A 20368-nucleotide genomic window follows, 5' to 3' on the forward strand; every position below is an offset into this window, starting at 1 on the left:
CGGGCAGAGAAACCTCCCACGGCGGCGCCCCGGGGCCGACAGTGAAGTGACCGCGGCGAAGTCCGCCGCGGGTCACCACGGTCACCCCTGGGAGGCCCGATGCGAGCACCCCTGTCCCTCGACGGCCCGCGCGCCGAGGACGGCGATACGCCGCCCTCACGCTTCGACGACCACCTGGCCGCGCAGCTCCTCACCCAGCGGATCGTCTTCCTCGGCACACAGGTCGACGAGGTCTCCGCGAACCGGGTCTGCGCCCAGCTGCTCCTGCTGTCGGCGGAGGACCCGCGCACCGACATCAGCCTCTACATCAACAGCCCCGGCGGCTCGGTGACGGCCGGGCTGGCGATCTACGACACGATGCGGCTCATCCCCAACGACGTCGCGACCCTCGCCATGGGCTTCGCGGCGAGCATGGGGCAGTTCCTGCTCACGGTCGGGACGGCGGGCAAGCGGTACGCGCTGCCCAACGCGCGGATCATGATGCACCAGCCGTCGGCGGGCATCGGCGGGACGACCGCCGACATCGAGATCCAGGCCGAGAACCTGGAGTTCACCAAGCAGGCCATCGAGCGCATCATCGCCGAGCACACCGGCCAGACCCGGGAGACGATCTCCCGCGACGGCGACCGGGACCGCTTCTTCACCCCCGAACAGGCCAGGGAATACGGGATGGTCGACCACATCGTGGAGTCGCTGAGCGACGTGCGGCCGGGCGCCCCGCGACGACGGATGGGGATCTGAGGACATGAGCCAGTACACGATTCCGACCGTGGTCGAGCGCACCACGCAGGGCGAGCGCGCGTACGACATCTACAGCAGGCTGCTGTCGGAGCGCATCATCTTCCTGGGCACGGAGATCGACGACGGCGTCGCCAACGTCGTCATCGCGCAACTGCTCCACCTGGAGTCCTCCAGCCCGGAGCAGGAGATCGCGATCTACCTCAACTCCCCGGGCGGCTCGTACACCTCGCTCATGGCGATCTACGACACGATGACCTTCGTGACCGCGCCCATCTCGACGTTCTGCGTCGGCCAGGCGGCCTCGACCGCGGCGGTGCTGCTGGCCGGGGGCGATCCCGGGCGGCGGTTCGTCCTCGAACACTCCCGGGTGCTGCTCGGCCAGCCCGCGACCGGCGGGGCGCGCGGCACGGTGTCGGACCTCAGCCTCCAGGCCAAGGAGATGCTGCGCATCCGCTCCCAGGTCGAGGAGGTGCTGTCCCGCCACACCCCGCACGACGTGGCGACGCTGCGCGCGGACATGGACCGCGACAAGGTGTTCACGGCGCGGGAGGCGGTGGCGTACGGACTGGCCGACGAGGTGCTGTCGAGGCGGCTGGCCCGCGCCGCCTGACGCCTGACGCATCAGCCGGCCGTGGCTCGCGAACGCGCGGTGTCCCTGCTGGCGCCGGGCGGCTGACCGGTGACGCGTTTGAAGGCGCGAGTGAACGAGGCCTGCGAGGTGTAGCCGAGGCGCTGCGCCACGGACTGGACGGGGAGGGTGTCCTGGGCCAGCCACTGGCTGGCCAGGAGCATCCGCAGCTCCGTGGCGTAACGGAGCGGCGGCATGCCGATCGTGGTGTGGAATCGGTCCGCGAAGACCGAGCGGGAGACATTGCATTCCGCTGCCAGCTCCGCCACCGTCCAGTGATGCCCGGGCTGCCGGTGCAGGGCCAGGATGGCGCAGGCCAGGCGGGGGTCGCGCAGCGCGGCCACGAGGCCGGAGCTGTTGTCGCAGCCGCATTCGATCCAGCCCCGCACGATCATGGCCGCCGCCACTTCGGCCAGCCGGGCGAGGATCCCGGCGAAGCCCACGCGCGCGGAGCAGACCTCGCGCTTCATGGAGTTAAGGATCGGCATGAGCCCGGGGTAACGCTGCCCCTCGGCGTCGACCAGCATGACATCGGGCATCAGCTGGCCGAGGCCCTGCATTCCGCCGAGGTCGAACTCCATGGAGCCGTTGAAAAAGACCGCGCTGGGATTCGGGTCGGTACTCGGGCAGGTATCCACGTCGGACACCGCGTCGCCGAGGGGAATCCCGTCGAAACTGTCGATGCCCCGGACCGGAATATCCGGACCGGAGAGCAGCTGATGCTGCCCGCCGTGGGGCATGAATACGGCATTTCCGGCCGAGAGTTCATGGATCGTTCCGTCCTCGGTGCGCAGGACGGCGGAGCCGACGGCGAGGAAGTGGAAAGCGGCCCGTCCGGGCTTGGCGTCGAAGGTGAGGCCGAACCGCGGGCCGACGTGGACGCGACGGTACCGAACGCCGCGCAGCCGCATGCTGGTCAGCAGCTCGCTGATGAGGTCGGACGACAGGGCGAACTGCCCCGCACCCCCTCCGTCCGGACGCTCGGTCAAAGATTGCGGACTTCCTGTCATAGCTCATCCTGAATTTCGCGTGCAGCCTTGACTTGAACCTCTCATGCGACTCAGGAGCAGTAAACAGTTGAGCAGCGATGTGTGCGCCACCGTGCGCGACGCCGACCCCGGCGCAGCGGCCGAAGAGGAACTGATATCCCCCGCACCGGTCTCATCGTCGTGGGCGGCGGTGTTCTCGCTGGCAGTGGGTGTGTTCGGATTGCTGACGGCGGAATATCTGCCGACCAGCCTGTTGACTCCGATGGCCGCCGACCTTGGAGTGTCGAAAGCCGTGGCGGGGCAGGCGGTGACGGTCACGGCGGCCGCGGCGATGATTTCCGGGCTGCTGACGGCGAGCCTGACCCGGAGGATCGACCGGCGGATCGTATTGCTCGGCTTCACCGTCCTGCTGATCGTCTCCAATCTGCTGGTGGCCGTGGCCTCCAACATGGCCGTGCTGATGCTGATGCGGATCCTGCTGGGCGTCGCGCTCGGTGGCTTCTGGAGCATGGCGGCAGCGGTGGCGATGCGGCTGGTGCCCCCGGCGCTGGTGCCGCGTGCGGTATCGATCATCTTCAGTGGCATCGCGGTGGCGACCATCGTGGCGGTGCCACTGGGCAGTTACCTCGGCGACCTGGCCGGTTGGCGCAGCACCTTCCTGGCGGCGGCCGGGCTCGGGGTGGTGACGCTGGTGTTCCAGTTGTTCGCGCTGCCCCGGATGGCGCCCCAGGCCTCGGCACGGCTGAGCACATTGTGGGAGGTGCTGCGACGCCCGGGCTTCGGGGTGGGCATTGTGGGGATGCTGCTCGTGCACATTGGCCACTACGCGCTGTTCACCTATATCCGGCCCGCTCTGGAGAACGTGGTGAAAGTCGATGTCGACGCGCTGGCGCTGCTGTTGTTCTTCTTCGGCGTGGCGAACCTCGTGGGCACGCTGGTGGCCGGATGGCTGCTGGAAATCAGCCTGCGCCTGACGTTGGTCCTGACACCGGCCCTGATGGGCGTCGCGGCCCTGGGCCTGGCGCTCCTTCCCGCCGGGCGCGTCGGGTACGTGGCTCTGGTGGTCCTCTGGGGCCTGGCCTTTGGCGGCGTGTCGGTGGCCTGGTCGAACTGGGCCACTCGTATGGTGCCCGACCAAGCGGAAAGCGCGGGCGGGCTCGTGGTGGTGGGTGTGCAGTCCGCTATCGCGGGCGGGGCTGCCGCGGGCGGCGTGATGTTCGGTATGGGCGGCGTCCTCGCCGTATTCACCGTGTCCGGCGCCGTGTTGCTAGCCTCCGCGTTGCTGATCGTTTTGCGGGTCAAAGCGCCCCGGCAGCAAGCGATGAACTGATGCGGCGATTCTTACATTTCCCGAGGAGTAATTCATGAGCAGGATCGATCAGACCGTCGAGATACCCCACCTGGGCGGTTCGACCGTCGGATACACCTTCGCCAAGCCGTACGACCCCGCGCTCCCGACGCTGGTCCTCATCAACTCGTACACCACCTCGGCCGACCTGTACCGGCCGCAGTTCGCCGACCCGGCGCTCGGGTCCGCGGTCAACCTGCTCGCCCTGGAGCCCTACGGGCACGGCCGCACCAGGGCCACGTACCCGCACTTCACCTTCTGGGACAGCGCGATCGCGAACCTCCAGGTCCTGGAGGCCCTCGGGATCCGCGAGGCCTTCGTGCTGGGCACCTCGCAGGGCGGCTGGGTGGCGGTCCGCATGGCGCTGCTCGCGCCGGACGTCGTGAAGGGCGTCATGGCGCTCGGCACGTCGATGGACTACGAGAGCCAGCGCAGCCGCGACCTGGGGTGCTGGGACGGCGTCGCGTTCAACACGCCGATCGTCGACGCCTTCGCCGAGCCGGTCGGCGAGGACTGGGTCGTGCCGGACCAGTTCGTGGACGACGTGTTCGACGCGGCCCTCGGCGGCATCTCGGCCGAGGAGCGCGAGCTGTGGATCGCTGCCTACCGCGCCAACTACGCCGGTGACGCCGGGCGCCACCGGCTGCGCCTGAGCACGGTGAACCTGCGCGACCGCGACGGGCTCCACGGCAGGCTCGACGAGGTCCGCTGCCCCGTCCTGTGGCTGCACGGCACCGCGGACCAGGTGTACTCCGTGGCGAACGCCCAGGAGGAGATCGGGCTGTTCACCCGCTCCCCCGAGGCGCGCCTCGAAATCATCGACGGCGGCCAGCACTTCCTGAGCGCCTCGCACCCCGAGGCGGTCGACGCCGCGGCGATCGACTTCGTGAAGCGCTGGGGCTAAGCGGCGAGCCGCAGACGGGCTTCGCCCTGATGTGACGTCAGCCGCGCCTGCGGGGCGGCGGTCGCGGTCCTGACCGACCGCGCCCCCGTCAGCCGGATGATGTCGCGCTGGGCCAGCGCGAGCAGATCGGCCAGCCCCAGCCCGAGGGCGCGGGCGGCGGCCGCGAGGACTTCCGACGAAGCCTCCTTGCGGCCCCGCTCCAGCTCGGAGAGGTACGGCATCGAGATCCGCGCCGCCTCGGCGACGTCCTTGAGCGTGCGCCGCTGCGCCAGCCGCTCCCGGCGCAGCACGTCCCCGACGACGTCGCGCCAGAGGGGTTCCCGGTCCGCGGGGACGGGCCGCAGGGGGATGACGCGCGCGGGCTTCGGCTCGTGGCTGCTCATCCCCTCAGCGTAGAAGCGCCCCGCCCGCCCGTCAGCCACCTCCGCTCTGCCTGCGGCGAAATCCGGCCCGGGGGGCGGGCACCTGCGGCCGCCCCGCCGCCCTAGCCGATCCCCCGGAGCGGGCGCTGAACCCCACGCAGCCCGGCGCCCCGCGCGTGCGGCACCGCCACACCGCCCTCAGCGCTGAGGCCCGCGACCCCGGCTCGGCACCCGCGCGTGCGACACCGCCCCGGACGGGACCCGCGTCGCCGTCGGGGGCTGCCCGACGGGGACGCCCAGCGCGCACCACCGCGCTCGGCGGACCGGGCTGCCCCGCCAGGCGCTGGGCCCGCTGGCCCACGCGACGGGACCCGCGTACCCGCCGAGGAGCTGCCCGGCGTCGAGTCCCGGCACGCACCGCCGTGCTCGCCGCGGCCGGGGTGCCCCGCGCGGTGCCCGGGCCCGCTGGCCTACGCGGGCCTGGGGCAACACCCGCGCGGCGGGGCATCGCGCCATGGACCCGTGTGCGGGTCGTGGGCGATGCTGGCCGCACCTCGGCCGCCCACCCTCAGGGAGCTGCATGTTCACCACCCGGCCCACCCTCCAGGGCACGTACGGCATGGTGTCGTCCACGCACTGGCTGGCCTCGCAGTCCGCCATGGCCGTCCTGGAGGACGGCGGCAACGCCTTCGACGCGGCCGTCGCCGCCGGGTTCGTGCTGCACGTCGTCGAGCCGCACCTCAACGGGCCCGCCGGTGAGGTGCCGGTCATCCTCGCCCCGGCGGGCTCCCCGCCCACCGTGCTGTGCGGGCAGGGCCCGGCGCCCGCCGGGGCCACCATCGGCCACTACACCGGGCTCGGCCTCGACCTGGTGCCCGGCACCGGCCCGCTGGCCGCGGCCGTGCCCGGCGCGTTCGACGCCTGGATGCTGCTGCTGCGCGACCACGGGACGCGGCGCCTCGCCGACGTACTGCGGTACGCGATCGGGTACGCCGAGCACGGCCACCCCGCGGTCGAGCGGATCGGCGAGACGGTCGAGACCGTACGGGAGCTGTTCGAGACGGAGTGGACGGCCTCCGCCGCGCTGTATCTGCCGGGCGGCCGGTCGCCCGCCGCCGGGCGGCTGCTCACCAACCCCGCGCTCGCCGCCACCTGGCGGCGGCTCGTCGCCGAGGCGGAGGCGGCCGGTCCGGGGCGGGAGGCGCAGATCGAGGCGGCCCGCCGGGTGTGGCGCGAGGGCTTCATCGCCGAGGAACTGGCCGCCGCCGCGGCCCGCCCCGCCATGGACTCCTCCGGGGAACGCCACGCGGGCACGCTCACCGGCGACGACCTGGCCGGGTTCGAGGCCACGTACGAGGACCCCGTCCGGTACACCTGGAACGGCTGGACGGTCTGCAAGGCCGGGCCCTGGAGCCAGGGGCCGGCCTTCCTGCAGCAACTCGCCCTGCTGCCGGAGGGTCTGGGCGCGGAGGATCCGGGTGGGCCCGACCAGCTGCACGCCCTCATCGAGGGCAGCAAGCTGGCCATGGCCGACCGGGAGGCCTGGTACGGGGACGCCGACGCGGACGTACCGCTCGCCGATCTGCTCTCCCGCCCGTACAACGACGCGCGGCGCGCGCTGGTGGGCGAGCACGCCTCGTACGAGCTGCGCCCGGGGCACCCCGGCGGCCGCGCGCCCCGGCTGAGCCAGCAGGCCCTAGCAGCCGCCGCCCGCGCGGCGTCCGGCGCCACCGGGCCGGTCGCCGCGCCCGGGAGCGGGGAGCCGACGGTCGGCGGGGACGGTGTGACGCGGGGCGACACCTGCCACCTCGACATCGTCGACCGCTGGGGCAACATGGTCGCCGCCACCCCCAGCGGCGGCTGGCTGCAGTCCAACCCCGTCGTGCCCGCGCTCGGCTTCCCGCTCGGCACCCGGCTCCAGATGGCCTGGCTGGACCCCGGCCTGCCCAACTCCCTGACCCCCGGCCGCCGCCCCCGCACCACCCTCAGCCCGTCGCTCGCGCTGCGCGGCGACACCCCGGTCCTCGCCTTCGGCACCCCTGGCGGCGACCAGCAGGACCAGTGGGCGCTGCACTTCTTCGTGAACGTCGCGCTGCGCGGCGCGGCCGTACGCTCCGGGCTCGACCTCCAGGGCGCGATCGACGCCCCCAACTGGCACCAGGAGAGCTTCCCCGGCTCCTTCCACCCCCGCGCGATGACGGCGGGCCGGGTGGTCGTGGAGTCGCGGATCGGCGAACCCGCGGTGGCGGAGCTGCGGCGGCGCGGCCACGACGTGGTGGTGGGCGGGCCGTGGTCGGAGGGGCGGCTGTGCGCGGTGGCCCGCGACCCGGAGACGGGCGTCCTGCTGGCCGGTGCCAACCCCCGCGGCGCCCAGGGCTACGCGATGGGCCGCTGAGCCGCCCCGCCGTGGCCCGCTCCGTACCCGGGGGCGTCCGCCGCGCGGAGTTTGGCGGCCTCAGTCCGTGAGTCCCAGGTCCTCGCGCATCACGCGCCGCATCGCCGACAGCCGGGGTTCGGCGTCCTTCAGTTGGAGCAGGGCGACCCCGGCGGTCTCCCCCTCCCTCGGCAGCCCCCGGTCGATGCGCTTGGCCATCGCGTCGATACCGGCGAGGACCGTGTTCAGGTCGCGGGACGCGGTGAGGACCCGTTCCGGAACGATCATCTGGGCCTCGGCGTAGCGGTCCCGGTAGTCGCGCCGGACCTCCTCCGCGCGCTGACGTACCGTCAACCGCTGGTGCGGCAGGGGCGCGAAGAGCGTGCCGAGGACACCGACGACGGCGGTGATCATGGCGGCGATGACGGCGGTCACGCCAAAGACCCTAGCGGCCGCCAAAAGGGGCCTCACCGGGGCCGGACCAGGGGCACTAAGGTGCGGTTCATGCCCGCTTCGCCCTCCGACGCGCGAGCCGAACGCGCCGACGACGTACTCGCCCTCGCCCGGCTCTCCGCCCGGCGCGGAGCGGTACGGGCCATGCTCGGGTGGCTCACCCGGCGCACCGGGGGCCCCGCCCTGCTCGTCGGCGCCGACGGCTCCGTGCTGGCCACGGCGGACGACCCGCCGCCGCCCGCGTCGCTGCGGCGGCTGGCCGCCGAGGCGGCCGTCGCGCTGCACCGCCGTGGCGCGCCGTCCGGGGTGCTCGGCGGGGGCGAGGCGCGCCCGGTGCACCTGGTGTCGCTCGGGTCGGCGGAGTCCCAGGGCCCGGCGCCGTACCTGGCGATCGTCGCGCCCACCGCGGCGCGCTGCGAGGTGCTGCTCGCCGACGCGTCCCGCACCCTCGGCCTGTGCTGGCGCGTCGAGGAGGCCGAACGGGCGCGGCGCCGCGTCGAGTCGGCCGAGGCGCACAGCCGGGAGGCGGTGCTGCATTTGCTCATGGTCGGCAGCCTGCCCGCGGCGCAGCGCATCGCCGCCGCGCTGCGCCCGGCGCTGCCCGCCGTGGTCCAGGTGTATGTGATCGAGTGCCCGATCGACCGGCGGTACGAGATCGCGGAGCGGATCCACGGCGTGGGGCACGGCCGGGCGTGGGTCGTGCCGTGTCCGGTGCGGCCCAACCACCTCATCGCGCTGGTCCCGTCCCAGGGCGAGCGGGTCGCGGCGGACGGCTCGGCGGACGGCGAGCCGCTGGACCGGCTGATCATCCGGCAGGAGCCGGAGTGCCGGGTCGGGGTGAGCGCGGAGATCCCGCTGCGGGACACCCCGGTCGGCTACGAACAGGCGTTCCACGCCCTGGCGGTGGCCCGTAACGCCCCGCAGCGGTCCGCCGGTTTCGGCGGGCACAGTGATGTGACGGTGCTGGCGAGCCCGGAGGGGCACGCCTGGGCGGGCGAGCTGCTGGGGCCGTGCCTGGAGTACGCGCCGACCCGCCGCGCCGACCCCGGCCCAGCCGAGCTGCTCGGCACCCTCGGCTCGTGGCTCAGCTTCGGCAGCGCGGCCAGCCGCCATCTCAAGATCCACCGCAATACGCTGGCGGCGCGGATGCGCCACCTCGACGGGCTGCTCGGCGTGGACGTCAGCCACAGCCTGGCCGCCCAGTCGGCCGCCTGGCTCGCGCTGCGGCTGCACCAGGCGCCGCGCGGCACGGCCCCGGCCGGGCACCCGGCCACCCTCGACGGGCTGCTGTCCGCGCCCACCGCCGCGGTCTGGGCGCGGGCCCAGCTGCGGCCGCTGGAGCAGGCGAAGCTGACGGCCGGTCCCGAGACGGTACGGGCCTGGCTGCGCGCCGACGCCCGGCTGCCCGCGACCGCCTCCGCCCTCGGGATCTCCCTGCCCGGGACCCGGAAGCGGCTGGTCAGGGCCGAGGACGCGCTCGGCCGTTCGCTGCTGAGCGCGCCGAGCGCGAAGCATGAACTGTGGCTGGCGATGCGGGCGCTGGGCGACCTCTGAGCCGACCGCTCACGGGTCACCGTTCGAACGGCAACCGAACGGGGGTGTCACTGTGCACTTCGTTCCTCGCCGCCCCGGCCGCCCGCGCCTACTGTCCTCCTTGAGCCCGGCGGCCGCTCCGGAACCCACCCCGCCTCCCCTCAGAGCCGTACCCGCGGATTCCCCTCCAGCGCACGGCTCCGCCATCCGGCCCGGCCCGCCGGGCCCACCACTCCGCGGCCGCCCCGGCCTCTTCCGATCCGGGGACGGACGCCGCGCGACCACGGGGGTGTCGCGTGGCGTCCGGCCCTGTCCCCCGCATGAGCCACGTTCGGGTGACGTACCGCCCAAGAGCCCCCTGCGCTCGTGCGAACGAGTGCTTACGTGGGCCACGGCAGCCGGTTACACAACCGCAAGGAGTTGCGCCCCGGCTCGGCGGGGCGGACCGAGATCCGCATCCAGAAGGAGGCGGAATGACGGGCTTCACCTCATGGAGCGAGGTCAAGCGGCGAGCCGAGCAGGCTCGCCGCGAGGCACATCCCGAGGTCGACGAGGCGGAGTGGACGGCGCGCAAGGAGGCGGCCCGCCTGGCCCAGGAGGCTCATGTCCTGGGCCTCAGCCGATGACCTCGATCGCGCAGCGCGCCACCGTGCAGCGGCTCAGCCGGGCGTCGCCGGTGACCAGCGGCGCCCGGTACGCCTCGGCGGCGGCGATGTACGCGGCGTCGTAGCCGGAGACGTTGCCGCGCAGCTCCCACATCCGTATGAGCAGCGGGTGGATGCCGATCGCCTCGATCGACGCTCCCGTCAGGGCCGCCACGGCGTCCTCGGCGCGGGCCTGGCTGATCTTCCCGCCGAGGAGCCGGCCGCGTACGGCGCGGAAGGTCTCCATGACGAGATGGCAGGGCGCGGCCCAGTGCGGGTCCTCTGCCAGCCGCGCGCGGGCCGCCTTCCCGGCGGCCCCATCCCCCGTGAGCGCCTCGGTGAGCGCGCTCGCGTCCACGATGATCACGTGGCCGCACCCGGCCCGTCCGGCGGGAGGCCGAGCCCGGCATCACGCGCGGCACGCTCCGCGTCCCGCTCGCGCACGGTGTCCGCCATAGTGCTCGCGGCACCGTCGTCGCGGTCTTCGAACCGCTGCAGCAACGCGACGTTGCCCGCCCGTTCCGCCTCGCTCTTGACCAGCTCCAGGAGATATCCCTGGAGCGACTGGCCGAGCTGGCGCGCCCGGTCGGCCAGTATGTCGCGGACCTCGTCCGGCACATCCCGAATCTGCAGAGCCACCATGCATGCATTTTCCATGCACGGTGGCTCCACGGGCAAGCCGGTTCCCGGGGAACGCGACCGTCACGGCCCAGGGGTCACCGTCACGACCCCAGAATCGTCGTCAGGAACTCGCCCGTCCACGCCAGCAGCTCCCGCCCGACCACCGGCTTTCCGCCGATGCGGGCCGTCGCGGGGCGGGGGACCAGGACCTGCTGGGTGGCGGGCTTGAGGATCGCTCGCGGATGGAGCCGCTTCAGCCGCAGCTCCTGCGACTCCCGCAGCTCCACAGGACCGAAGCGGATGTTGGAGCCCTGGAGCGTGATGTCGGCGACGCCGCAGGAGCGGGCCAGCAGCCGCAGGCCCGCGACCAGGAGGAGGTTCTCCACCGGCTCGGGCAGCGGCCCGTAGCGGTCGGTCAGCTCCTCGCGGACGGCCCGGATGTCGTCCTCACCGTTGGCCGAGGCGATGGCCCGGTACGCCTGGAGCCGCAGCCGCTCGCCCGGCGCGTAGTCGTGCGGGACGTGCGCGTCGACCGGAAGCTCGATCTTGACCTCCAGCGGCGCTTCCTCCACCTCGCCGCCGTCCGCCTCCAGCGTGGCCCGGTAGTCGGCGACGGCCTCGCCGACCATCCGTACGTACAGGTCGAAGCCGACGCCCGCGATGTGCCCTGACTGCTCGCCGCCGAGCAGGTTGCCCGCGCCGCGGATCTCCAGGTCCTTCATCGCCACGTACATGCCCGCGCCCATCTCGGTGTGCTGGGCGATGGTGGCCAGCCGCTCGTGGGCGGTCTCGGTGAGCGGCTTCTCGGGCGGGTAGAGGAAGTACGCGTAGCCGCGCTCGCGGCCCCGCCCGACCCGGCCGCGCAGCTGGTGCAGCTGGGAGAGGCCGAAGTTGTCGCCCCGCTCCACGATGAGGGTGTTGGCGTTGGAGATGTCGATGCCGGACTCGACGATCGTCGTGGAGACCAGGACGTCGAACTTCTTCTCCCAGAAGTCGACCACGACCTGCTCCAGCGCGCCCTCCGACATCTGCCCGTGGGCGGTGGCGATGCGGGCCTCGGGGACGATCTCGCGGAGCCGGGCGGTGGCCCGGTCGATGGACTCGACCCGGTTGTGGATGTAGAAGACCTGGCCCTCGCGCAGCAGCTCACGGCGGATGGCCGCGCCGATCTGCTTCTGCTCGTACGGCCCGACGAAGGTCAGCACCGGGTGGCGCTCCTCCGGCGGGGTGGTGATCGTGGACATCTCGCGGATGCCGGTGACCGCCATCTCCAGGGTGCGCGGGATGGGCGTCGCGGACATGGTCAGCACGTCCACGTTGGCCCGGAGCTTCTTCAGCTGCTCCTTGTGCTCGACGCCGAAGCGCTGCTCCTCGTCCACGATGACCAGGCCCAGGTTCTTGAACTTGGTCTCGGAGGAGAACAGCCGGTGGGTGCCGATGACGATGTCCACCGAGCCCTCCCGCAGCCCCTCCAGGACAGCCTTCGCCTCGGTGTCCGTCTGGAACCGGGACAGCGCCTTGACCACGACCGGGAACTGCCCATAGCGCTCGGTGAAGGTGCCCATGTGCTGCTGGACGAGGAGCGTCGTCGGCACCAGGACCGCGACCTGCTTGCCGTCCTGGACCGCCTTGAACGCGGCGCGCACCGCGATCTCGGTCTTGCCGTAGCCGACGTCGCCGCAGATCAGCCGGTCCATCGGGACCGACTTCTCCATGTCCTCCTTGACCTCGCCGATGGTGGTGAGCTGGTCGGGCGTCTCCGCGTACGGGAACGCGTCCTCCAGCTCGCGCTGCCAGGGCGTATCGGGGCCGAAGGCGTGGCCGGGGGCGGCCATCCGGGCCGAGTACAGCTTGATCAGGTCGGCCGCGATCTCCTTGACGGCCTTCTTGGCGCGCGCCTTGGTCTTCGTCCAGTCGGCGCCGCCGAGCCGGTGCAGCGTGGGGGCCTCGCCGCCCACGTACTTGGTGATCTGCTCCAGCTGGTCGGTCGGGATGTAGAGCCGGTCGCCGGGCTGACCGCGCTTGGCCGGGGCGTACTCGACCACCAGATACTCGCGGGTCGCGCCCTGCACGGTGCGCTGCACCATCTCGATGTAGCGGCCGACGCCGTGCTGCTCGTGGACGATGAAGTCGCCCGCCTCCAGGGTGAGCGGGTCGATCGTCTTACGGCGGCGCGCGGGCATCCGCGCGCCCTCCTTGCCCGCCGCCTTCTGCCCGGACAGGTCGGTCTCGGTGAGGACGGCCAGCTTGAGGCCCGGGTCGACGAAGCCGAAGTCGATCGAACCGCACGCCACGTGCACCACGGACGGCTTGATGTCGCCGAGGTCCGCGTCGAGCCGCGCCGCGATCCCCTCGCCGCTCAGCACCTCGACGGTCCGGGACGCCGGGCCGTGCGCCTCGGTGACGTACACCGCGCGCCAGCCCTCGGCGAGCCAGCCCTTGGTGTCGGCCAGCGCGCGGGCGGTGTCGCCCCGGTACGACTCGGGGGCGTGCATGCCGAGCTTCAGGGTGTCGTCGTCAAGGTCCTCGTCGGCCGCGAACGGGCTCACCGACCACCACATCATGTCCAGCTCGCGCGCCCGGTCCCGGACATCCGCCAGCCCCCACAGCGAGGCCGCGCCCACGTCGATCGGCGCCTCGCCTCCCCCTGCGGTGGCCGCCCACGACGCCTGCAGGAACTCCTGCGACGTGGCCACCAGGTCCGCCGCCCGGGTGCGCACCCGCTCCGGGTCGCACACCATCGCCATGCTGCCCCCGGGCATCACGTCCAGCAGCAGCTCCATGTCGTCGACCAGCACCGGGGCCAGGGACTCCATGCCCTCGACCGCGATCCCCTCGGCGATCTTGCCCAGCAGCTCGCCCAGCTCCGGGTGCGCCTCCGCGAGGGCGGCGGCCCGCTCCCGTACGTCGTCGGTCAGCAGCAGCTCACGGCAGGGCGGGGCCCACAGCCCGTGCTCGGCGACCTCCAGGGACCGCTGGTCCGCGACCTTGAAGTAACGGATCTCCTCGACATCGTCGCCCCAGAACTCGATCCGCAGCGGATGCTCCTCCGTCGGCGGGAAGACATCCAGGATGCCGCCGCGCACGGCGAACTCGCCGCGCTTCTCGACCAGCTCCACCCGGGAGTACGCGGCGGCCGCGAGCCCGTCCACGACCTCCCCCAGATCGGCGCTCCCGCCAGCCCGCAGACTCACCGGCTCCAGCTCGCCGAGCCCCTTGACCTGCGGCTGCAGCACCGAACGCACCGGCGCCACCACGACCGACACCGGCCCCGCGGCCGGATCGTCCGGGCTCGGATGCGCGAGCCTGCGCAGCACGGCGAGCCGACGGCCCACCGTGTCCGACCGAGGCGACAGCCGCTCATGCGGCAGCGTCTCCCACGACGGATACTCCACCACCCCGTCCGGCGGCAGCAGCGACCGCAGCGCGGCCGCCAGATCCTCAGCCTCCCGGCCGGTGGCGGTCACCGCGAGCACAGGCCGCCCGGCGGAGCGCGCCAGCGCGGCGACGGCGAAGGGCCGGGCGGCGGGCGGGCCGACCAGATCCACATGAGGGCGGTTTCCATCGGCGGCACCGCGCACCGCCTCGGCGAGCGCGGGGTCCCGTACGACGGCGTCGAGCAGACCGGTGAGGCTCATAAAGGGCAATTCCATCCCGGAGGCGGACAACGCGAACCACCCGACACGTCACACGGGCCGGGGGTCTTCCAGAGTACGGCCCCGCGCCGACATCCTCCGCCGGGAGCGGTTTGTCCGGTCATACGGGACTCCCGGGATTCCTGCGGGCGCGGTACGCCACGCCCACGTCCGGCCCAGCTCAGCGCGCGGGTGGGCACGGGCTGTGAACAGACTGATGCACATGGCAGAGCGAGAGCGGCGCGCGTCCGGCGCCGAGACCAGCCGTGGCAGGACGCGGGAACGGGAGCGCGAGCCCGGGTCCGGGGCCGGGGCCGGGGCCGGGGCCGAGCAGGCGGCCGGGCACGCCTGCGAACGGCTCGGCGCCCTGATCACCCACCCCACCGAAGGGGTGTCGGCGGTGCGCCGGACCGAGGACGGCTGGCGGGTGAGCGTGGACGTGCTGGAGGTCGCCCGCATCCCCGATACGACGAGCCTGCTGGCCACGTACGAGGTGGACCTCGACCAGCGGGGCGAGCTGCGCGAGTACCGGAGGGTCCGCCGCTACCGGCGCGGTGCGGCCGACGACTGCTGAGGGCACCCCCGCTGAAAGGACCTCTCCGCCATGGCACCCACCACCTACACCGAGGAAGTCGTCTGCGTTCCGCGGGCGGGCACCCTGTACGACGTCATGGAGCTGATCCTCGACCGCGGCATGGTGATCGACGTGTTCATCAGGGTCTCCCTGGTCGGCATCGAGATCCTGAAGATCGACGCCCGGGTCGTGGTCGCGAGCGTGGACACGTATCTGCGCTTCGCGGAGGCCTGCAACCGCGTCGACCTCGAACACGACCGCACCAGCCGCACCGTCCCCGAGCTGTTCGGCGGGGGCGGGGGCGGCGGCAGCGCGGCGGGGGCCGTCGCTCAGGGCCTCGGCAAGCGGAAGGTCAAGAAGGCGGTCGGCGCCGTGGAGGACAAGGTCAAGCGGGCGGTTGGCGGCGATGAGGACGACGGGCCCGAACCGGACGAGGAGCCCCGCCCGCGTTCGCGCCGCACCGGCAGCGCCGCACCCGCCCGCACGCGCCGCCGCGCCGAGCCCGAGGAGAGCTGACCCATGACCGCGCCCGCCGCGCCCGCAGCGCCCCGCAGCGTGTACGTCTACGGCGTCGTCCACGCCCGCCGCGTCCTGCCGCCCGACCGCACCGGCGTCGGCGCCCACCCCGCGCCGCTGCGTACGCTGCGCGCCGGTGAGCTGGCCGCCGTCGTCAGCGACGCCCCGGCGGGCCTGCGCGCCAAGCGGCGCGACCTCCTCGCCCACCAGGAACTGGCACTCGCCCTCGCCGCCGACGGCCCGGTCCTGCCCATGCGCTTCGGCATGGTCGCGCCGGATGAGGACGTGGTGCGACGCCAGCTGGAGTCCTCGCACGGCGACTGCCTCGCCGCCCTCCACCGGGTCGACGGCCGGGTCGAGATGAACCTCAAGGCCGTCCCCGCGCAGGGCGATCTGCGGTCACTCGTACAGGAAGACCCCGAGGTCGCCCGGCTGCGCACGGCCGCCCGCCGCAACCCGGGCTACGAGACCAGCCTGCGGCTCGGCGAGGCCGTGGCCCGCGGGCTGACCCGCCGCGCCACGGCCACCGCCGCCGCGGTGCTGGCCGCGCTGTCGGAGGTCGCGGACGAGCGGGTCGCGGGGCCGGAGGTGCCGGGGTGCGTGCTCAACGCCTCGTTCCTCCTCGCCCGCGACGAGATGCGGCGCTTCCGCGGCGTGGTGGAACGCCTGGCGGCCGAGCACGGCGGCCACGTCGAGCTGCGGCTGACCGGGCCGCTCCCCTGCTACAGCTTCGTGGAGCCCGCATGGGCGTGCTGAGCGAGATCGCGCTCCTCCCGCTGGCGCCGGTGCGGGGTGTGGTGTGGGTCGCGGACTGCCTGCGGGACGCGGCCGAGCGGGAGATGTGCCACCCGTCCGTGATCCGCGCCCGGCTCGCCGCCCTGAACGAGGCCCTGGAGTCCGGAGCCATCACCCCCGACGACTTCGACCGCGAAGAAGACCGCCTGCTGGACCTGCTGGAACGGGGAGCCCGCCGTGACTGACCACGATCTCCTCTGCACCCCACCCCCGACCACCGGCCCGCCGACGTCCGACCTCGCGGAGATCCTGGAACGCGTCCTCGACAAGGGCATCGTCATCGCCGGGGACATCAAGATCGACCTCCTGGACATCGAACTCCTCACCATCCGGCTGCGGTTGTTCGTCGCGTCCGTGGACACCGCCCGCAAGGCCGGTATCGACTGGTGGGAGACCGACCCGGCCCTCTCCTCCCGCGCGAGGCGGGACGCCCTGGCGGAGGAGAACGCGAGGCTGCGGGAGCGGCTGGAGGCCGTCGAGTCAGGCGAACTGACCGCCGCGGCCCCAGCGGGAGGCGACGACGCATGACCGCCACCCTCACCTACACCGCCTTGGCGGAGGAGAACGCACGGCTCAGGGGGCCGCTGGCCGAGTCCGCCGAACCGTCCCCCATCCCCCAAAGGGGCAACGGCCGATGACCGTCCTCACCTACGCGTACGCCGTCTGCCGCCCCCACGGCGGTCCCGCGCCGACGGGGCTGGCCGGGCTCGGCCCGGGCAGCCCCGTCCGTACGCTGCCCGCAGGTCCGCTCACCGCCGTCGTCCAGGACGTACCGGCCTCCGACTACGCCGAAGAGGCCCTGCGGCGGCGGCTGTCCGACCGCGCCGAACTCGAACGGTGCGCCCGCGCCCACCATGAGGTGATCACGGCCGTCTCGTCCGTCACCGCGACCGTCCCCCTCCCCCTCGCCACCCTCTACCGTGGCGACGCCCGGGTCCGCGAGGCGCTGCGCGAGCAGGAGGCGGCCTTCCTCGCCGCCCTCGACCGGCTCGCGGGCCGCGCCGAATGGGGCGTCAAGGTCTACGCGCCCACCGGGCCCCCGACCGCACCCACCACCCCCACACCCGACCCCGCCCCCCGCACCGGCCGCGCCTACCTCGACCGCGTACGCAACCGCCACCAGGGCCGCGAACAGCGCCAGAACGCCGCCCTCCAGGCCGCCGAGCGCGTGAACGCCGCCGTCCAGAGCCTCGCCGTGGCCACCCGGCGGCTACGCCCCCACGGCCCCGAGGTCACCGGCCCCCACCGCGCCCACATCCTCAACGCGGCCTACCTCCTCGACACCACCCGCGCCCGCGAACTCCGCGCCGCGCTCGCCTCCCTGCGCGGCGACGAGCCCGCGATCGAGATCGAGCTGTCGGGCCCCTGGGCCCCGTACTCCTTCACCGAGACCTTCACCGACACCGGGGCCGGGGCCGCCCGATGACCACCGCCGCCTGGGGCACCGTCCCCGCCGAGGCCCACGGCCCCATCGGCGTCCCCCTCGTCGACCTCCTCGACCGCGTACTCGCCACCGGGGTCGTCGTCAGCGGCGACCTCGTCATCGCCATCGCCGAGGTCCCCCTCATCCGGCTCTCCCTGCACGCCCTGCTCTCCTCCGTCAACGAACGCGTCCCCGCCCCCTGGACCGACGGCGGCCCGCTGTGACCGACACCCGCGTCGACCTCGACACCGAGGCGATGGGCCGCGACCTGGTCGCCCTCGTCCTGACGGTGGTCGAACTCCTCCGCCAGCTGATGGAACGCCAGGCCCTGCGCCGCATCGACACGGGCGGCCTCACCGACGACCAGATCGACCGCATCGGCACGACGCTGATGCACCTGGACGACCGGATGACGGAGCTGTGCGACCAGCACGGCCTGACGATGGAAGACCTCAACCTCGACCTGGGCCCGCTCGGCACCCTGCTCCCCCGTGACTAGCGGGTCAGGCCGCCTCGGCCGCGTCGAAGGTGGCCGCGCGCGACGGCGTGAGCCACACCAGCCGCGCCGTGACGCCGTCCACCCGCCCGAAGTGCCGCATGGCGCGGTCGGGCGAGGGCAAGCTGAACCGCCGCCGCCCGTCGACGCTGGTCACATCCGCGTGCCCGTCCTCGTACGCCATCCCCCACGCCGCGACCTCGGCGTCCCGCCAGCCGTCGTCCAGAGCGAATTCCTGGACGACGGCGAAGAGTCGGGGTGCGGTGTCGAGGACGAGAGAGCGCACTTCTCCGTCGAAATCGAACGGCTCTGAGTGGGGATTCTGCGGGGATACCGTGGCCATCGATGTCTCCTGTCACGAGGAGGAGTTGAACAGAACAACGCCCTGACCTGGCGCATGAGTTACACCATAGGTCGCGGCTATGATGCGGCCAACAGAATCGATGGGATACGCCATAACACCCCTCGTGTGGGTGACGGCGCAGCCATGTGAGCGAGGGGAACGCGCGATGGCCCGGACCAAGCTTCCGCCGACCATCCGGCAACGACGACTCGGCGCCGAACTGCGCCGCCTCCGCGAACGGGCCGACCTCAACGCCACGCAGGCGGGCGCGCTCCTCGGTTCGTCGCAGTCACGCGTCAGCAGCATCGAGTCCGGCGCCTACGCCGTCAGCGCGGACCGCGTTCGGGCGATGGCCCGCGCGTACGGCTGCACGGACCCGGCGCTGATCGAAGCGCTCGCCGGAATGACGGGCGGTCGGACCCGTGGCTGGTGGGACGAGTACCGCGACATCCTGCCGCCGAGCATGCTCGACATGGCCGAGTTGGAGCACCACGCCCAGGCGATGCGGGTGGCGTCCGTCATTCACATGCCCGGTCTTCTCCAGACCCGTGACCACGCCCACGCGATCATCAGCGCGGTCGAACCGCCACTCGCTCCGCATGAGGTCGAGCACCGGGTATCGCACCGGATCAAGCGGCAGGCCGTTCTCTATGGGGAGCAGCCGACCCCGCTGACCGCGACCATCCACGAGGCCGCCCTACGCATGGAGTTCGGCGGCGCGAGCGTGACCCGCGCGCAGTTGGAGTACCTGCTCACCATGAGCGAGAAGGAGCACGTCACCCTGCTGGTGATCCCCTTCGGGGCAGGCGCGTTCCCCAACTCCGGCCAGGGGATCATCTACCTGTGCGGAGAAGTACCGACGCTGGACACAGTGCAACTCGATACCGACCACGGCTCCGAGTACCTGGACACCCCACCCCAGCTGACCCGCTACCGCAGCACACTGGACCGCATGGAATCCCTCGCGCTGGAGCCTGCCAAGTCCCGCGACATGATCCGCTCTATCGCGCAGAGCCTCTGATTAAGGTACGGCTGTGCCCACTTACACCTGGCAGAAGTCCTCGTACAGCGGCAACGCAGGCAACTGCGTCTACGTACGCAACGACCGCGACGGCACGCTCCAACTCCGCGAGAGCGACGCACCCGACACCATCCTCGCCACCCGCCCCACCACCTTCGGCACCTTCATACGCGCGGCAAAGGCAGGCAGGTTCGACTCCCTCGCCCGCCCAGCCGACGCGACCTGACCAAGGAGCGCGCATGGCCACCACATACAACTGGCGCAAGTCCTCCTACAGCCCGAACGCGGCCAACTGCGTCTACGTACGCGGCGACCGCGACGGCACCCTCCGACTGCGCGAGAGCGACGTACCCGACACCGTCCTCGCCACCCGGCCCGCCGCCTTCGGCGCCTTCATACGCGCCGCCAAGGCAGGCGCCTTCGACCATCTCGGTCGCGGCTGAGCACCGCACCCGGGAGCCGGTCCGCCCCCGTGTGCGGACCGGCTCCCGGCGGGGTGGGGCTCAGCCGTTCTGGACGACCATCAGGGAGTTGCCGTCCTGATCGCGGAAGCTGAACATCGGCGGGACCGGGGCGCCCCAGCGCTGGACTTCCGGGTCGGTGTCGACGCCGCGGGCGCGCAGGGTCGCGTGGTCGGCGTCGATGTCTTCGGACGTGAGGATCAGGCCGGTCTCGTACGCCGACGCCCGCTGGCCCTCGCGTGGGAGGACGAGCGCGAGGCCGGTCGGGGCGCCTGCCGGGGCCACCTCGATCCAGCGGTACGTGTCGCCGTAGGGGATGTCGGCGCGCTTCTCGAAGCCGAGGGTGTTGACGTAGAAATCGAGCGCCCGGTCCTGGTCGGCGACGGTGATGGCGACCCGGCCGATCTCCGTGAGCCGGGTGCCCTTCGCGTCGGTAGCGGTCATGGTGGCCTCCCTGGTGGTGATGGGTTATGCCGTTATGACCGGGGCGCGTCGCGGAACTCATCG

The 20368-nt window shown here is 72.8% G+C and carries 26 protein-coding genes; 18 read left to right on the forward strand and 8 right to left on the reverse strand.

Annotated features, from left to right (window positions below):
• The first annotated feature begins 99 nt into the window (after positions 1-99).
• Together ACWC5C_RS11175 and ACWC5C_RS11180 are read left to right on the forward strand one after the other, a co-directional pair.
• Positions 100-741, forward strand: a complete 642-nt coding sequence (locus ACWC5C_RS11175) for an ATP-dependent Clp protease proteolytic subunit (RefSeq protein ID WP_450875178.1) — start codon at positions 100-102, stop codon at positions 739-741.
• A 4-nt stretch (positions 742-745) separates the two neighbouring features.
• Complete coding sequence (locus ACWC5C_RS11180) at positions 746-1351, forward strand: ClpP family protease (protein ID WP_450875179.1); 606 nt, start codon at positions 746-748, stop codon at positions 1349-1351.
• A gap of 11 nt (positions 1352-1362) precedes the next feature.
• Here ACWC5C_RS11180 and ACWC5C_RS11185 read toward each other — a convergent pair whose 3' ends face one another.
• Positions 1363-2358, reverse strand: a complete 996-nt coding sequence (locus tag ACWC5C_RS11185) for an AraC family transcriptional regulator (RefSeq protein WP_450875180.1) — start codon at positions 2356-2358, stop codon at positions 1363-1365.
• A gap of 88 nt (positions 2359-2446) precedes the next feature.
• On the opposite strand from ACWC5C_RS11185, the gene ACWC5C_RS11190 reads away from it, so the two are divergent.
• On the forward strand, positions 2447-3688 hold the full coding sequence (locus ACWC5C_RS11190; protein WP_450875181.1) for an MFS transporter: 1242 nt from the start codon (positions 2447-2449) through the stop codon (positions 3686-3688).
• A 34-nt stretch (positions 3689-3722) separates the two neighbouring features.
• Positions 3723-4610, forward strand: coding sequence for an alpha/beta fold hydrolase (locus ACWC5C_RS11195; protein ID WP_450875182.1), 888 nt, complete (start codon positions 3723-3725; stop codon positions 4608-4610).
• Here the strand turns inward: ACWC5C_RS11195 and ACWC5C_RS11200 are convergent.
• Complete coding sequence (locus ACWC5C_RS11200; protein ID WP_450875183.1) at positions 4607-4993, reverse strand: helix-turn-helix domain-containing protein; 387 nt, start codon at positions 4991-4993, stop codon at positions 4607-4609. The genes ACWC5C_RS11195 and ACWC5C_RS11200 overlap by 4 nt on opposite strands.
• A 559-nt stretch (positions 4994-5552) precedes the next feature.
• Between ACWC5C_RS11200 and ACWC5C_RS11205 the strand changes: the two genes are divergently transcribed.
• Positions 5553-7367: a gamma-glutamyltransferase family protein gene (locus tag ACWC5C_RS11205; protein ID WP_450875184.1), complete on the forward strand. Its 1815-nt coding sequence runs from the start codon at positions 5553-5555 to the stop codon at positions 7365-7367.
• A 60-nt stretch (positions 7368-7427) separates the two neighbouring features.
• On the opposite strand, the gene ACWC5C_RS11210 is transcribed toward ACWC5C_RS11205, so the two are convergent.
• Positions 7428-7781 (reverse strand): hypothetical protein, encoded by a 354-nt coding sequence (locus ACWC5C_RS11210; RefSeq protein ID WP_450875185.1) that lies wholly within the window; start codon positions 7779-7781, stop codon positions 7428-7430.
• Positions 7782-7850: 69 nt separating this feature from the next.
• Here ACWC5C_RS11210 and ACWC5C_RS11215 point away from each other — a divergent pair, with 69 nt between their 5' ends.
• Both ACWC5C_RS11215 and ACWC5C_RS11220 read left to right on the forward strand, forming a co-directional pair.
• Complete coding sequence (locus ACWC5C_RS11215) at positions 7851-9353, forward strand: helix-turn-helix domain-containing protein (RefSeq protein ID WP_450875186.1); 1503 nt, start codon at positions 7851-7853, stop codon at positions 9351-9353.
• Positions 9354-9805: 452 nt separating this feature from the next.
• The gene (locus tag ACWC5C_RS11220; protein WP_450875187.1) at positions 9806-9958 is read left to right on the forward strand and encodes a hypothetical protein; all 153 of its coding nucleotides are present in this window, start codon (positions 9806-9808) and stop codon (positions 9956-9958) included.
• Here ACWC5C_RS11220 and ACWC5C_RS11225 read toward each other — a convergent pair.
• The 3 genes from ACWC5C_RS11225 to mfd form a co-directional block, all read right to left on the reverse strand.
• Positions 9948-10343 carry a type II toxin-antitoxin system VapC family toxin gene (locus ACWC5C_RS11225; protein WP_450875188.1) on the reverse strand — a complete coding sequence of 132 codons (396 nt, stop codon included), beginning with the start codon at positions 10341-10343 and terminating at the stop codon, positions 9948-9950. The genes ACWC5C_RS11220 and ACWC5C_RS11225 overlap by 11 nt on opposite strands.
• On the reverse strand, positions 10340-10618 hold the full coding sequence (locus tag ACWC5C_RS11230; RefSeq protein WP_450875189.1) for a hypothetical protein: 279 nt from the start codon (positions 10616-10618) through the stop codon (positions 10340-10342). The genes ACWC5C_RS11225 and ACWC5C_RS11230 overlap by 4 nt, the downstream gene beginning before the upstream one ends.
• An 80-nt stretch (positions 10619-10698) precedes the next feature.
• Entirely contained in the window at positions 10699-14235 is a 3537-nt protein-coding gene (gene mfd, locus ACWC5C_RS11235) for a transcription-repair coupling factor (protein WP_450875190.1), read from the reverse strand.
• Positions 14236-14455: 220 nt separating this feature from the next.
• On the opposite strand from mfd, the gene gvpO reads away from it, so the two are divergent.
• The 8 genes from gvpO to ACWC5C_RS11275 all read left to right on the forward strand — a co-directional run bounded on the left by gvpO (position 14456) and on the right by ACWC5C_RS11275 (position 18039).
• Complete coding sequence (gene gvpO / locus ACWC5C_RS11240) at positions 14456-14806, forward strand: gas vesicle protein GvpO (protein WP_450875191.1); 351 nt, start codon at positions 14456-14458, stop codon at positions 14804-14806.
• Between the two features lie 30 nt (positions 14807-14836).
• Complete coding sequence (gvpJ, locus tag ACWC5C_RS11245) at positions 14837-15322, forward strand: gas vesicle protein GvpJ (RefSeq protein ID WP_450875192.1); 486 nt, start codon at positions 14837-14839, stop codon at positions 15320-15322.
• Between the two features lie 3 nt (positions 15323-15325).
• Complete coding sequence (locus tag ACWC5C_RS11250; protein WP_450875193.1) at positions 15326-16078, forward strand: GvpL/GvpF family gas vesicle protein; 753 nt, start codon at positions 15326-15328, stop codon at positions 16076-16078.
• Positions 16066-16302, forward strand: coding sequence for a gas vesicle protein GvpG (locus ACWC5C_RS11255; protein ID WP_385447334.1), 237 nt, complete (start codon positions 16066-16068; stop codon positions 16300-16302). The genes ACWC5C_RS11250 and ACWC5C_RS11255 overlap by 13 nt, the downstream gene beginning before the upstream one ends.
• On the forward strand, positions 16295-16645 hold the full coding sequence (locus ACWC5C_RS11260) for a gas vesicle protein (protein ID WP_450875194.1): 351 nt from the start codon (positions 16295-16297) through the stop codon (positions 16643-16645). Before ACWC5C_RS11255 ends, ACWC5C_RS11260 begins: the two co-directional genes overlap by 8 nt.
• Positions 16646-16751: 106 nt before the next feature.
• On the forward strand, positions 16752-17543 hold the full coding sequence (locus ACWC5C_RS11265; RefSeq protein WP_450875195.1) for a GvpL/GvpF family gas vesicle protein: 792 nt from the start codon (positions 16752-16754) through the stop codon (positions 17541-17543).
• Entirely contained in the window at positions 17540-17764 is a 225-nt protein-coding gene (locus ACWC5C_RS11270; protein ID WP_055548419.1) for a gas vesicle protein, read from the forward strand. The genes ACWC5C_RS11265 and ACWC5C_RS11270 overlap by 4 nt, the downstream gene beginning before the upstream one ends.
• Complete coding sequence (locus ACWC5C_RS11275; RefSeq protein WP_450875196.1) at positions 17761-18039, forward strand: gas vesicle protein K; 279 nt, start codon at positions 17761-17763, stop codon at positions 18037-18039. The genes ACWC5C_RS11270 and ACWC5C_RS11275 overlap by 4 nt, the downstream gene beginning before the upstream one ends.
• A 4-nt stretch (positions 18040-18043) precedes the next feature.
• Here ACWC5C_RS11275 and ACWC5C_RS11280 read toward each other — a convergent pair whose 3' ends face one another.
• A complete protein-coding gene (locus ACWC5C_RS11280) occupies positions 18044-18379 on the reverse strand; it encodes a hypothetical protein (protein WP_450875197.1) in 336 nt (111 codons plus the stop codon).
• Between the two features lie 166 nt (positions 18380-18545).
• Here ACWC5C_RS11280 and ACWC5C_RS11285 point away from each other — a divergent pair, with 166 nt between their 5' ends.
• The 3 genes from ACWC5C_RS11285 to ACWC5C_RS11295 are packed head-to-tail and all read left to right on the forward strand — an operon-like array spanning position 18546 to position 19843.
• Positions 18546-19400: a helix-turn-helix domain-containing protein gene (locus ACWC5C_RS11285; RefSeq protein WP_450875198.1), complete on the forward strand. Its 855-nt coding sequence runs from the start codon at positions 18546-18548 to the stop codon at positions 19398-19400.
• 13 nt (positions 19401-19413) lie between these two features.
• Positions 19414-19626, forward strand: coding sequence for a DUF397 domain-containing protein (locus ACWC5C_RS11290; protein WP_450875199.1), 213 nt, complete (start codon positions 19414-19416; stop codon positions 19624-19626).
• A 13-nt stretch (positions 19627-19639) separates the two neighbouring features.
• Positions 19640-19843 (forward strand): DUF397 domain-containing protein, encoded by a 204-nt coding sequence (locus ACWC5C_RS11295; protein ID WP_450875200.1) that lies wholly within the window; start codon positions 19640-19642, stop codon positions 19841-19843.
• A 60-nt stretch (positions 19844-19903) separates the two neighbouring features.
• On the opposite strand, the gene ACWC5C_RS11300 is transcribed toward ACWC5C_RS11295, so the two are convergent.
• The gene (locus tag ACWC5C_RS11300; RefSeq protein ID WP_450875201.1) at positions 19904-20305 is read right to left on the reverse strand and encodes a VOC family protein; all 402 of its coding nucleotides are present in this window, start codon (positions 20303-20305) and stop codon (positions 19904-19906) included.
• Positions 20306-20368 lie beyond the last annotated feature (63 nt).

It is taken from the genome of Streptomyces sp. NPDC001700 (assembly GCF_053596435.1).